The sequence below is a fragment of the Portibacter lacus genome (assembly GCF_021533215.1).
GTDB lineage: Bacteria > Bacteroidota > Bacteroidia > Chitinophagales > Saprospiraceae > Portibacter > Portibacter lacus.
Map to the genome: position 1 here is coordinate 243,945 of NZ_JAJNKA010000008.1, position 13,993 is coordinate 257,937.

Sequence of the window (13,993 nt, forward strand, 5' to 3'; positions counted from 1 at the left end):
AAGTTTTGTAGATTTTTAGGTAATGCACAGCTTATAGTTTAGGCAGATGTCGGGCTTACCTGTCCATTTTACTGGACCTCGTGCTTTAGTGCGATTTTTCTCAATATATGTTGGTTAAGAAGGTTCTATTGGTTGGGCCCAGGTTCATATTACTGGAGCTAATTAATTCGGAATACTTTAATGTAAAATGGCTAAGTAGTCTCTCCAGACCGGAATTTATAAATATCAGAAGTTTTGTAGATTTTTAGGTCATGCACTGCCTATAGTTTAGGAAGCTGTCGGGCTTACCTGTCCATTTTACTGGACCTCGTGCTTTAGTGCGATTTTTCTCAATATTTGTTGGCGAAATTGTCCCTTCCAATTTAAAGATGAGAAATATTACTTAAGAATTTGGTACACCTTAAAATTATCAATCGTCATATGATTATCCACCGTTCTAAATCCGAAATGACCGCTAGAGTAGGGACTATCATCTTTGAAATCAAAAACCAACATATCATCTCTATAATATTGAATAATACCACCTGAGCTGAGGATTTTAACAGTATATGGTTTATTCGCTTCTAAGAGATACTTTTCATCAGATAAATCATGCTCTGGAAGAAGTGGCTTATTACCTTGACCATCATACCTTCTAAATCTGGTTTTAGTATTATTATGGCCACCCATTCCTGTATAGTAAAGTCTCAAGGAGTCATAATTGGTAAAGCGTCCTCCTCTTTTATCTGAGTTAGCAAATAAATCATCAGGATGATCAGGATCGATGGCCATCCAGAAACAATTTAGATCAGAAACTCTATCTCGTGGACCACCATCTTTAATTATAAATACATCATACTCGATGATAATTGGACCTGAAAATTGTTTCCTTGACCAAATCGTACAACCTCCAACATCTGTTATTTCTAGCTTGCCATCAATTATCTCTACCTTGCCTCCTGGAACTTGCTCCACCTTCCAGTCTGATAAATCATCGAAGTCATTTTGATAGATCAGCTTTCCAGAGACTTTATGCGTTTCACTTAACTGGATCACTTTCGTATTCGAAATACAACCATTGACCAAAACCAAAATAATGGCCAATTTCGTTATCAAAATAATAGAATTAATATGCTGTTGCATTTAGATATTTTTAGATCTCGTTTTAATAATTTTCCGTGGTAAAAACCGCAGCTGGCAAACCATCTCTGTTATATAAATTCGCTCCTTCAGGGTAGGCTGTCCAAGCGTATCTAACATGCTGAGGATTGGAAACTTCTTTATTCCAAACTTCAATTTTGTTCTTGCTGGTAATTTTTGCTTGTGCTTCTTTCCACACACCATCTTTGCCCTTAACTTCGAACCATTTCAAAGGCTCGCTTACTTCATACGTTTCGTTTAAAAGAACTTTCCTGCCTACCATTAGTCCGTCACCAACTTCATCAAATTCAATTTCAATCTTACTTCCGTTTATAGCTTTTGATTTATACAACGGACCACTCACTGGAGTCACTACATTGTAATCATTTCTTAACGCCCACAGTGAAAGCCTTTTGCCAACATCCATTTTATTATGAGGATGGATATCTTTCCCTTCACCGATGTCATATAAAACAGCCATTCCGGTATTGGGTACACTAAGTGTTCGTCTTAATTGATCATTCACTATGGCCCATCCTTGATCATTTTCTTCATTTCCTCTTATGCAAGCTGCAAGTTGAACCCAATAAAATGAAAAGTCCCCTTGATTCCATTCTGCTCTCCAACTCTTAATCATGGCCTCTAGGTAGTCAGAATATTCTTCAGGTAAGTGTACTGCATTACTTTCCCCTTGATACCAAATGGCTCCTTTGATACTGTATGGAATAACCGCCGAGAGCATGGCATTGTACAAAGTTGCTGGTTCCTGTTTTTCTTTTCTCGGATCGTGGATGGATGGTCTAGGAGCTCCTCCTTTCCTGCCGCTACTATACCAATCTGCTAATTTCTGATTATAAACTAAATCGACATAGTTCTCATCGTCTATGATGTCGATTCTTTCTTGGGCTGACTTTCTACTTACTTCAAAGTATTCTGTTCTGTTTTGATCTTCTAAGTAAGTTTCTTTAGATAACCAAGGTTGTATGCGGGTTCCACCCCATGAACATTCTATTAAGCCAATAGGAATGTTTAATTTCTCCCGTAGTTCTTTGGCGAAGAAGTAGCCTGTTGCGGAGATTTTCTCTGTCTTGCCCGGAGTAGCATTGATCCATTGACCTTTAAAATTCTTCTTCTTTTCAAATAATGACATCGTCTGTGGAACTTCAATATATCTGATCCAATTATCATTAGCCGTTTTAACCTCCTCTCTCACATGTTCCACCAATGGTTGGTATTGAGGTTCTTTTGAATTATTTAAAAACCTCTCCATTGAAAAATCCATGTTAGACTGACCTGTGCAAAGCCAAACTTCTCCCGACAAAACATCACTAATTTCGATGTAATTCTTTCCGGACACTTTTATTTTGTGCGGACCTCCAGCTTTCGGAGTTTTAAGATATGCTTTCCATGTTCCATCTTCAAGTGCGGTCACCGAGGTTTCTTCTCCCCAACTAGCTTCTATAGTTATGTTTTCACCTGCGTCTGCCCATCCCCAAATTGGGATTTCTGTTTCACGTTGAACGACCATATGGTCTGAAAACAATGAATTCAAACTGACCTCTGCCATTAAGATTTGAGGCAGTATAAATAATAAAATTCCTAGTGATTTGATGTAGTTTTTCATTTTTGATTCCATAGTGTGTAAGGGTCTTCGTGAGCAATCATTTGCTCTTTTAATAATGATTCCATTTCTTTCAGTTTTTCAGCGTACTTAGGATTCTCAGCTAAGTCTGTTTCCATTTTATTGGTCCTGTTGTGTTCAGGAAGATATTCATTTGGATTTTCAGCTAAGTTAAAAAGTTGGGTTTCTCTAACGGTCCCATCTAACACGTCGTATTTGATAAGTTTCCAATCGCCCTTCTTCACCGTCCTCATTCCTGGTTTAGAACCTCCTGCATATACTCCATACATTACGTCTCTTATCACTTCTTTATCTCCTTTTAATACGGGTACAAAGCTTTCGCCTTCCACTGTTTCTGGAATTTCTATCCCTGCTAAATCACACAGTGTCGGAAGCACATCCAAAAGATAAATGTTTCCATCCACTCGTTTCCCAGCTTCTAAACCAGGTCCTTTTATAATGAAAGGTACACGCCAAGTATGCTCATACAAATTTTGCTTTCCCATCAGGCCATGACGTCCGATAGACATGCCATGATCCGCTGTGTAGATGATGTAAGTATTGTCTAACTCACCTAATTCTTCCAATTTCTTCAGTACTCTTGCCAATTGTATATCTATGTTTTCGGAACATGCATACTCCCGGCCCAATTCATTTCTGACCGTTTGTTCATCTCTATTTCTCCAGACTCCGCTGACATTTACTTCATCTCGTAGATTGCGGTGTCCATGATGAAATGGGTGAGCAGATAGATAATTGTCCTGTAATGGTGGTTGCTTAGGATTAGCCGATGGAAGAGCCTCTTTATCCTTGTGATTTGTAGATCCATACTTTTCTAGTAACTCCGGGGTTCCATTTCTAGGATCATGCGGATGCGAGAAACCTAGATAAATTAAAAATGGATCTGTTTCTTCAGTAGATTTTCTTTCTTCAAAATAATCCAGGACTTGCTCAGCATGCCAGGCACTTCCTGATTCTGCTGTAGGTCCTCTTTTCGTTGCATCGTGCACAACGCTAAACTGCTTGTTCGCCCCAGGGTAAGAATTTCCCTTCTTGCACGTTCGCATGGTTTTATAACCTGCTCTATTAAAAACAGCACCAATGGTCTGTTCATCTATGGGATGTGGATCGGTTTGTTTTTGGAACTTCGCACTTGGTGGCAAGTGCCACAATGTTCGACCAGACATCACCATGTGTCTTGATGGTGTGCACACTGCGCCATTCATAGATCCCATATGACGAGCCCCATCGAAAACAATGCCTTCTTGAGCTAGTTTGTTAATGGTTGGCGTCTCCAAGATAGAATTCGGATCGTACGTTTTCAGGTCAAATGGTGATTGGTCATCCGCAATCACAAACAGGAAGTTAGGTTTCTTTTCTTCCTCTACTTTTTCCTTAGAATGATAACTAAAATTAACGCTTGCAATCAAGACCATTGCTAGCAAAAGGAGTTTTTTCATAATATATTTTATTTCAATTTGATCATGCGCTTCGATCCTGCATCAAAACTATGTTTTGTATTTTTATAAGTAATGGTGATTGGCACCTCATTGTGTAATATAAGGTTACCTTTTGTTTTTTCTAAAACTACATTACCTTTTTCTTCCGCAGAGATATTAAATCCATATGCATTTAGCATTTTTCCATTTCCTAAGAATAAAACGAAGTCTTCATTTTTCTCCTTTCCAATCAAAGCATAGGAGGCATCTGATTGAACCTCATTATACTTGGCTACATTTCCGTTTTGCGAAGAAAAAATCATATCGTTTCGACCTGATTTATGTTGCACTTCTATACCAACAAATTCACTACTCCCATTCTCATCTTTAAAACTTGAAATTTCACTGATACTCTTGCCTTCACCAGCTGTAAATGGCTCGTAAATAGAAACAAAAGGATGCTCCCAAGCTTCGCCATGTTGTCTGGCAGCGAAGGTTAGATAAGGTGCTTTATCGACATCATATGGAAGTCCATTATTTCCTCTGAATGCTTTATTAGGTGGTGACTTGATACTAAAAACTTCTCTGCCTTCCGTCCCTGCCATCCATAAATTCATATAGACATCATCTTTACCTTCAGGCATATCTATCTTCCATTCAGCCTGGTAATCCTCATTGGTTTTCGTGGATTGCTTGTCCCACATGTAGTCTAAACCATAAAGATGTCCACCAGCAAAACCCATCTCTTCACTAGTTGACAGTTCCAGCGCGGAACCATCCGAATCCATAATCGACATACTTTGCCCTAGGTTATGGTAGAAGTAATCATGAAATTTATCTCCTTTTCGCTGCTTTCTCGATCTGAATATATCTACATAATAGCCTGTAGATTCGCCTGTTTTTACGATGCTAACCATTCTATTTTGATCACTTTGCGTTTCGGGTTCTAAAAACATAACATCCGAATAAGTGATGTCACTATAAAATCCATCTTTCTGCTCTGACTTCGGGTATTCCCCTAATAAGTCAAATCCATGATTGCTTAACATTTCCGTGTAAGACGACACGCCATCGACCATCACCGTATTATGCGCCGGAAACTGAGAATAATATTCAAGGTAGATCGGTTGCAAATAACCAGCGCCTTTTCCAGGATCTGCACCTTGTACAAATCCTTTACCATAAAGTTCCATATTAATGCCATTCGCATGCATGTGATTTCCCAGCGAACCGTTTAATGAAACCATCATCCCATCTTTACCCGTTCCCATCCGCTGGACGTGCCAACTCACATTAGGAGCTGAAAAGGTTTGTGTAACGTAATCGGTCATCTCACCAGCTTTGTATGTCGGATTTAGTTGTAATGGTTTGCTAGCAAAAAAGGAAGAGATATCGCCTCTAGATTTGCGTTGACCTCTTGGCTGACCAGCATTAGGATTAAACAATTTATACATAGCCGTGAATTCCTTTTCCATATTCTCATCGTCATTTTTCTGTGCGATGCGAATCATTTCTTCAATGGCTCGAGTAGATAGTGTGCCGTAATAACTATCGCCAAATGCAACAGTTTGATTATTAGGAAATAGATACTGTGGTAACATTTTTACGGCTTTTTCCATCACAGGCGTGTACGGAAGGATATCATGGTCAAATGTGTTTTGGAAGTCTTGAATAAAATGGGCAAGGTCATTGGTGACACCCATAGAATAACCGGGGCATTCATTCCATACACCGTTCTCCTCATCATATCCATAATTCATAAATTTGGTGAGAGACCATTGACGAGCTGAAGTTTTATTTAGAATATAATCGATGTAGTATTCACGTCCTTTTCCATCTTTGTAATCAGCATTGTCTTTTAGAACCATAGCCGCCTTCAGAATGATTTTAGCTTGGTGAAGATTCCAGTTGTTTTGAGGTACCCCATTTTTGATGATTAGTTCCGTCCACTTTTTGATGGTTGCATCATATATTTCGATTTTATCGGTGTGGTTATTCTCAATGTATTGATGCAGAAAGTCATAAAGTTCGGCTATTTCGATCAAAGTACTTTCATGAATGACCTGAAAACAAGTTAGTCCGACTAGGGTTTGAATATGTCCATTTAATAGGTCAATGGGTTCAGAACGGTAATACATTCCCATCATATAAGTATCGAAAATGTCAAAAGCAAACTTGGCAAATTGCTCGTCTTCTTCCAGCCAGTATAAGAATGAAGCGTCCCTTGCAAACCCAATGATTTTCTGATTATGGCGATGAATGATACCGCCCGTTTTGGATTGCTCCACCCATTCTAGAGGTTTACCTTCTTTGCTTTTATTTACAAGGAAAAGTCCGCGAACGTCATCCATGTAGGGAATAATTTCTTCTAGATCTGGCATCGCATAATCCGTTGTATAATCTCGAGCTCCTGAGAAACGAACGGTAGGGACAGGAGCTTCTCCATCAGCATGTGAATAATCGACACCATTGATATAAACATTGGTGCATTTCGTTTTCCAATACATCTGCAATCGGGAAACCATCCATTCTGGATCTGTGATGTGACGATTAACGTGCTCGTCTATGTTCTCGTGAATTTTGCTGAGCACTTCCTTTGCCCAATCTTCTTCTTGGATTGTTTTTTCTAATCCGGGCTTTTCCTCATCAGTGATGTAAATTCTTGGATATCCTTGTTCAAGATTTTCGGGGAGTGGAATATTGATACTATTCTGGGCTTGGATATTGCTTGCCAATAAATAAATACCTATAACTATACATATCTTCGATAATTCCATAACATATTATTTTGTAAGATCAGCACAAAAAATAATTCAATGGTGCTAAATTGATTCTTAAAATAATGATAGGTTATAATAGTGAAAATTAAAATAACTTATGATTCCTGATTGGTGAATTATCGATCAATTTTAATATTTAGAAATGGCAAGCACGTATTCGAAGCAATTAAGAGGGAAAATTGCTTTTATGCTAAAATATTCTTTTATGATATTGTTTTACTTCCCTTGAGGATAGTGATCCAAAAATAATCTTTAGCTTGCAAGCCGTATTTATTAATACCAATCTTAGTAAACTAGTTTAAGTAAATTTAAAAATGAAATTGAAACATATTTTTCCACATTTTATCTTAAAATATAAATGATGGGAATTCTTAAGTTAATTATTACTTCTTTTATTCTTCTTGCATTTTTTAAAGGTTGCGTGGAAAAAAGTATTGTTGGTGCAACCAATGAAATGGAAACTCGACCAAATATTATCTTCATTTTTGCTGATGATTGGGGTTGGGGGGATCTGAGCGCGCATGGACATCCATATGTGAAAACTCCTAACATAGACAGATTAGTAAGCGAGGGCACCGATTTTCAAAGATTTACGGTAGCTAGTGGGGTCTGTTCGCCAAGCAGAGCGGCGGTCATGACAGGTCAGTTTCCTGCACGACACAAAATAGATGGACATTTTGCTTGGGTTCCATCTAATGCTAAAAGAAACATGCCTGATTGGTTGGATTTTGAAGCTACCTTGCTTCCCAGGTTGCTACAAGAGAGCGGCTATGCTACAGCACATTTCGGAAAATGGCATCTTTCCAATAATATGATTCTTGATTCACCGAGCCCTGGAAAGTATGGATATGATGAATATGGAGCATTCAATTGTTCTGGCGAACAAATGCCTGTACACCAAGATGCAAACAACGCTATAAAATTTATTGAGAAATCAAATGAAGCAAAAAAACCTTTCTTTATAAATTTATGGATCCATGAACCACATACACCACATCATGTAATCCCAAAGTATCAATGGCGTTTTCCTGATTTAGAAGAAGCAGATAATATTTATGCATCTATCTTATCACACGCAGATGACCGAATCGGCGAAGTATTAGGTGTCCTCGATCGATTGAATTTGACTGATAATACATTGGTAGTTTTTAGTTCAGACAATGGCCCAGCCAGAGCGAAATATGAAGTAAAAAAATTAAAACTTATGTTTGATTCAGCTACTGGAGCTGGTTTTGACACCTCTGCATCAAAAGGTATTACAGGTGGAAGAAAAGGATATAAGGCATCACTTTTTGAAGGGGGAATAGGCGTGCCGTTTATCGCTCGGTGGCCAGCAAAAATCAAAGCTGGTGCAATAGATAATCAATCCTTAATTTCAGCGGTTGATTTGCTTCCAACTTTCTGTGAAATAGCAAATGTAGCTTTGCCATCGTCTTATCAACCGGATGGAATTAGTCAAGTATCAGCACTTTTAGGTCAAATCTATCCTGTACGAACGAAACCACTTTTTTGGAAATTCCCAGCTAGTTGGCCAGCAAAAAACAATGCTCCTAACCATTGGGTCTCCTTAGCAATTGTGGATCAAAATTGGAAGCTTGTTGCGAATACTGACTTAAGCTATTTTGAGCTTTATGATATAGTGGATGATGTTTTTGAAAAAAATGATCTTAAAGAGGAAAAAGCTGAAATTGTAGTAGAATTGCTGAGTAAAATAAGAAGCTGGCAGCAAGAATTACCAAAACATCCAGATAAAAAATTGTTTTCTAAAGAGCGAGAGACTTTATAGTTGTGAGTATATTATGATTTGAGAAGGTTAAATCTTTTTCTTGCTTGTATACAAAGTGTAATTCAGGTTGCAGTCATAAGTTTCAACTATAAAATATCAATCCCAAGACATACAGGCGAAAACAAAGACAGTTATTGTCTTAGATTAAATAATATTTACTGTTTTTTAGATCAAATATTGACTAATTTTCATAAAGTTGTTTATTCTAGTAACCAGATTTCTGCGTTTTTTAATTAGGAATCAAGGTAATCTGCTCTCAGTTAAGCAAAGTCGTTTTATAGAATAAAAAAAGGATTAAAATTCTATAATAATTTTTGTCTTTCCAGGCCTGAGAAATGATCATGACGGACAGTATTCTTTTAATATATACACTTTATTAAAAATAGAATTGGCTTCCCATAATAAAATAATTTTTTTATTAAATACAATACGGACCTACTCCTCCAGCTCTTTTAATGTCCAATAGTCCTCCCGGCCTTCACTTTGCTTTCTTGCATCTCTGACTTGGCCATTTCCTACCGCATTCTTATTGTTAAGCGCTCTTATATAGGAAAGTACATCAGCAATATATCCATCGCTATTATCCTTTAGTGGCATCATTATACCATAATCCTTTCCATCCACAGGTCCGATTAAGCCATTGATTAATATTTTACTCAGTGTAACTCTATCGCCAGTAACTCTTGGACTGCCGATCAAAGTAGGAGCTACTAAGGAACCATCTTCTAGGAGCACACCTTTTAAATTTTCTCCATGACAGGTTACGCACAATTGCTTATAGGATTCATATCCTCTCAGTATACGTTCTTTGTCTCGAATTGATCGATCTGCAATATGCTTTTTTAATGCTGCCAACTTATAATCATCCTTTTTTAGACTCTCAATAGTAGAGTGGGATATAATCTCATGGCTGCCGTATTTTTCTTTAATCCTATTCAGTAAAGTTGTAGATGTATTGTCCTTTCCATATCTCAAACTCAAAGCCAACTGATTAACGACCTCAATTGAAGGATCATCGATAAATTGCTCTAGGTCAGCATACATCGTTGTATCGCCTGCTTTTATGAAATTTTCACTTAGCCGTATCGCTGTAAGTCGCACACGTTCATCCTTATCGTTGAATCTTGCCTTAATAAATTCTTTATCTGACATACCTAGACCATCTAATGTCCAAAGTGCATGAACTCTTTCTAGACCTAGATCTCTATCTTCTTTAAACAGATTCCCATTTACCGCTGAGTTATCTGATGCTAACTTCTTCAGTTCAGAGACAACCGACTTATCATTCCTTAGAATAATTAGTTTTTGAGCGGTATTACGATACCATCCATTAGGATGAGCTAAATAGGAAACCAATTCAGATGACTTTTTATCTAAAAGGTTAGGCTTCTCATCTGGTGTGATCCCTTTATATACAATTCTATATATTCTACCTTTACCAATGTTTTTATCCAACCCTTTACGAACAATTACAGGACGAAGAAAACTTCCTTCTTTCGTCCAGTTGCTCTCTTGAATTATTCCTCTGTACATGTCTACAATATACAGCGCACCGTCCGGACCAGTTTTGGCTTGTATCGGTCTGAAATTTAAGTCAGTAGATGCCATAAATTCAGCTTCATCATAGGCATTGTACAGAACTTTTTTTCCATCTTCAATTTTGACTTTAGCTCTTCGAATCAATCGACCCACAGGTTCCGGAATAAACAAATCACCATAAGTGGAAGGTGGCAATCGATGACCTCTGAAAATCTCTTGCCCTGCTACTCCAGTAAAATGATTTAGTGTTCCATCTTCACGCAGTTTTTTGAGTCCACCTTGAACATCAGGTGTTCCGACTATCGGCCACGGTTGGACGAAATCTTTAGACAACCTTCCTTCGGGATTAAAATTACCATAGACTGCTGGTTGCTGGAAACCATAAGCGGGATTTTCACTTCCTGCTGAAGAATAATACATGATCCCCATATCATCTTGTGTCAAGCCCCATTGACCGCTGGGCATATTATCTAGAGAGTCCACGACTACTTTACCTCCAGTGAATTTGAATCGAATAGGATTATAGGTTGTGTAAACCCAATTGTCTAAATTCCATACGAGTCCACTTTGTTGGTGTTCTAAATTTCCACCACGACGGTTTTCGTTATAGTACACTCGCTCCTTTTTATCCGCTACACCATCATTATTGGTATCTTTATAACTCCATAAATCATATGAATACGTTTCATTGACAATCAGCTCATTTTCCAATGGTAGGATCATCCTTGGTAACATGAGGCTGTCAATAAATACCGTGCTTTTGTCCATTTTCCCATCACCATCTGTGTCTTCTAGCAATTTTATGCGACTGATGGCATTGTTCGTTCCTGAACCATTGACATCTTGCATATAGGTGTTCATTTCAGCTACATACATTCTTCCGTTTCCATCCCAAGCAATCGTTACAGGCTCATCGATCATCGGTTCACTTGCTACTAACTCTACTTCATATCCTTCAGGCAGGTAAAACGTTTTCATGCTTTCCTCTGGAGAAAGAAAATCAGAAACAGCTTCTTTAACGATTTCAGGTTTTTCATATATCTTTTCCACATATACTTCTTCTTGACAACCGAAAAAAACTAAGCAAATAATTATATAATATGCTTTTCTAAAACTCATTTTACTCATTTTCTATTTCTTTATTAAAGTGGTATATCGTAGTGTTTGCTCAATTCTCCCCAATTAAGTTCTTTATATTGAGAATAAGAAATCATAGCTCGAGCTATTGCAAAAAAAAAATATGAATCGCACTTGTTTTTAAATTAACTTCATTATGCCCTAAAAAAATATCTCTTTGTTAAAGCTCTCTGATCTTTATTTTCCTATAAGTCAGTTCAGCATATTCGGCCTGCAATGCGATAAAACCTGATGAATTTGTTAAACCACCATAAGTAGCATTGGTTATTTCATTGACCAAAGTACCATTTAAATAATATTTTGCTGAACTACCTCTAACTTCAAGTAATACCTCATTCCAACCTTCTTTTTCTGCATCACTCCACTTTTTAGAGCGACTATAATCTTTCCTTTCAATTTTAAGAATTTCACCATCTTTTAACACGTCACAATGAGCGCCTAAAATACTCCATAAATCACCACAATCACCTTCTTGGATCTGGTATTCTAAACTCGGTGGCCAAGCATAATTTCCTACCTGACAATGATATAACAAACCTGCATCACGTATCTTATCAAGACGAGGTGCAAATCTTCGTTCTCCCCATTTAAATTCAAATTTAAGATCATAGGAGCTATATGTCTTTTTAGTTACTGCTATTCCATAAGGAGCAGAAGTTTCGGTCCATTTATACATGGCTTTTAATTCCTCATCCTCATATTCAAACATGGTGTTTGCTTCTTCTATCGTTGCATCACCGTGAACTATAAAATCATAATTGGGACCATTTTCATTCGTGTTTTCTAACAGATTTACCCATTGGTTAGGTATTTTTGGTCTTGTCTGATCTAGTGTTCTAATTCGTATATTGCGATAAGCTACTCGACCATGATCTCCTTGTAATCTTAAAGGAGCAAAAGCCTCTTCCTGCCCAATCTTGCCATCCCGTGTAGGTCCAGATACTTCTCGGTTTTCATGAATTACAATGCCATTAAGTATCACTTTTTCGAACATGGCATTTTTAATTTTACTGCCATTTTCATCAAACCGAGGAGCTCTGAAAATAATATCATAGCTCTGCCATACGCCTAATGGCAAAGTTGCGTTGACTCTAGGAGGAATCCCTTCGTATCCCCTTTGATTCGTAGGTTTTGTTTCATCCCAGCGTTGGTAGATACCACCGCAATCGATATAACCAGGATTCTCTTTTCCATGGCTGTGAAAAATCTGAATCTCATATCTACTTTGGAAATAAATACCTGAATTAGACCCTTTAGGCAATAAGAATTCAATGTGTAATTCTATATCGCCATAAGCCTGTTCAGATTCAAGATGTGCTGTTTTTCCAGAAGCGCCATTTACAAAACAACCCTTGCCTTCCTTTATCATAAAAAGTTCCATATTGGAGGAGTCAATTGCAACGCTACTTACTTGAAACCAATCACCTCTCGGAACGGTAAAATCTGTCAATTCTTTGAGCTTAATTTGGCTGAAAGACAAATTCACAATGAATAGTAAGAGGAAAATAATTTTTGTTCTCATAGTTATTGGTCTTTGAAGATTTTAATTTTTTCTGGACTTTTTATTTGTAAAAGTCTTCACGTTATCATTGCTTATTGTAAATGAGATAAAATAAAATTGGCAGCATAAGTATTGAGCTCCTCGATGGACGGAGATATATTTGATCCACTAAAACTATGTCCAGCATTTTTAATGGTTAATAATTCAACGTCGGCCTTTTTTTCTTTTGCCACAGCTACCATATAGGTTGAGTTACTTATGGGTAGGGTAGTGTCCACGTCTCCATGAATTAGCAAAATAGGAGGACTATTTTCGTCCAGAAGTTCAGTCGGACTGAGCAACTCGGCCAATTCCGATTTCTCTTCTAGTGGCGCACCTAAAAGACGGACAAAAAGTTTTTCATCTTCAAAAATAGAACCTGGTCTGATGTCTGGATTCACGCAAGAAGTAAATGGAAAATAAGAAGCAATGCATTTAAAATAAAGAGGATACGCTGCCAATGCTGGGTCTCCTTTGAAATCGGAATCTTTGCTCAAAGCAGTCACTAAGCTTAAATGCCCTCCAGCAGAACCACCCCAAATACCATATTTAATTTCATCTAATTTATATTGTGCTGCATTGTGTAAAAGAAAATGGGCTGCATCCTTAGCATCCACGACGGCTTCATAAGCAGTGATCTTTCCTCGTGCTTTTCTGTATTCTATTGTAGCACATATAACACCAGCGTCCAAGAGATTTTGCATCGTACCTAGGAATGATTTTTTCAATACGTTGTATTTGCTACCGCCAGCCCATCCACCTCCATGTACATGCAGCATCCACGGATTTGCTTTTTTGATCTTGTCTGGTTCTGGGTAGAAAATAATCATATCTAATTCGATCCCATCTACCATTTTGTATACGATCGTTTCTTTGTGCTTAAAGGTCTCAAGAATATCCTTTTCCTTGTCGTTTTGTGCAAATGTAATGGGCAGAAAGGCTAATAACACGGTTAGCATTAAAGCTGTTTTGGCCAAGGTTTTTGCTAGATTAGAACTGCTCATATTTTTAATTGATCACTATTAAATGGTA

General features: G+C 37.6%; 8 protein-coding genes. 1 reads left to right on the plus strand and 7 read right to left on the minus strand.

Annotated elements, in window-relative coordinates:
- Positions 1 to 378: 378 nt before the first annotated feature.
- The 4 genes from L2586_RS15365 to L2586_RS15380 are packed head-to-tail and all read right to left on the minus strand — an operon-like array spanning position 379 to position 6,956.
- Positions 379 to 1,122: a DUF6250 domain-containing protein gene (locus L2586_RS15365; RefSeq protein WP_235293809.1), complete on the minus strand. Its 744-nt coding sequence runs from the start codon at positions 1,120 to 1,122 to the stop codon at positions 379 to 381.
- Positions 1,123 to 1,144: 22 nt separating this feature from the next.
- Entirely contained in the window at positions 1,145 to 2,743 is a 1,599-nt protein-coding gene (locus L2586_RS15370; RefSeq protein WP_235293810.1) for a sialate O-acetylesterase, read from the minus strand.
- Complete coding sequence (locus tag L2586_RS15375) at positions 2,740 to 4,200, minus strand: sulfatase-like hydrolase/transferase (RefSeq protein WP_235293811.1); 1,461 nt, start codon at positions 4,198 to 4,200, stop codon at positions 2,740 to 2,742. Before L2586_RS15375 ends, L2586_RS15370 begins: the two co-directional genes overlap by 4 nt.
- Before the next feature lie 8 nt (positions 4,201 to 4,208).
- Positions 4,209 to 6,956 (minus strand): hypothetical protein, encoded by a 2,748-nt coding sequence (locus L2586_RS15380; RefSeq protein ID WP_235293812.1) that lies wholly within the window; start codon positions 6,954 to 6,956, stop codon positions 4,209 to 4,211.
- A 457-nt stretch (positions 6,957 to 7,413) separates the two neighbouring features.
- On the opposite strand from L2586_RS15380, the gene L2586_RS15385 reads away from it, so the two are divergent.
- Entirely contained in the window at positions 7,414 to 8,745 is a 1,332-nt protein-coding gene (locus tag L2586_RS15385; protein ID WP_348535567.1) for a sulfatase-like hydrolase/transferase, read from the plus strand.
- Between the two features lie 435 nt (positions 8,746 to 9,180).
- Here the strand turns inward: L2586_RS15385 and L2586_RS15390 are convergent, their stop codons facing one another.
- The 3 genes from L2586_RS15390 to L2586_RS15400 form a co-directional block, all read right to left on the minus strand.
- Positions 9,181 to 11,403, minus strand: coding sequence for a DUF7133 domain-containing protein (locus tag L2586_RS15390; protein WP_235293814.1), 2,223 nt, complete (start codon positions 11,401 to 11,403; stop codon positions 9,181 to 9,183).
- Between the two features lie 178 nt (positions 11,404 to 11,581).
- Entirely contained in the window at positions 11,582 to 12,943 is a 1,362-nt protein-coding gene (locus L2586_RS15395; RefSeq protein WP_235293815.1) for a 3-keto-disaccharide hydrolase, read from the minus strand.
- Positions 12,944 to 13,014: 71 nt separating this feature from the next.
- Positions 13,015 to 13,965 carry an alpha/beta hydrolase family protein gene (locus L2586_RS15400; protein WP_235293816.1) on the minus strand — a complete coding sequence of 317 codons (951 nt, stop codon included), beginning with the start codon at positions 13,963 to 13,965 and terminating at the stop codon, positions 13,015 to 13,017.
- Positions 13,966 to 13,993: the final 28 nt, after the last annotated feature.

What these genes read in the sequence shown, in the direction of transcription:
- L2586_RS15370 (WP_235293810.1), bottom strand. Translation starts at nt 2,743, where the DNA reads ATGAAAAACTACATCAAATCACTAGGAATTTTATTATTTATACTGCCT.
- L2586_RS15365 (WP_235293809.1), bottom strand. Translation starts at nt 1,122, where the DNA reads ATGCAACAGCATATTAATTCTATTATTTTGATAACGAAATTGGCCATT.
- L2586_RS15390 (WP_235293814.1), bottom strand. Translation starts at nt 11,403, where the DNA reads ATGAGTTTTAGAAAAGCATATTATATAATTATTTGCTTAGTTTTTTTC.
- L2586_RS15385 (WP_348535567.1), top strand. Translation starts at nt 7,414, where the DNA reads ATGGAAACTCGACCAAATATTATCTTCATTTTTGCTGATGATTGGGGT.
- L2586_RS15380 (WP_235293812.1), bottom strand. Translation starts at nt 6,956, where the DNA reads ATGGAATTATCGAAGATATGTATAGTTATAGGTATTTATTTATTGGCA.
- L2586_RS15375 (WP_235293811.1), bottom strand. Translation starts at nt 4,200, where the DNA reads ATGAAAAAACTCCTTTTGCTAGCAATGGTCTTGATTGCAAGCGTTAAT.
- L2586_RS15395 (WP_235293815.1), bottom strand. Translation starts at nt 12,943, where the DNA reads ATGAGAACAAAAATTATTTTCCTCTTACTATTCATTGTGAATTTGTCT.
- L2586_RS15400 (WP_235293816.1), bottom strand. Translation starts at nt 13,965, where the DNA reads ATGAGCAGTTCTAATCTAGCAAAAACCTTGGCCAAAACAGCTTTAATG.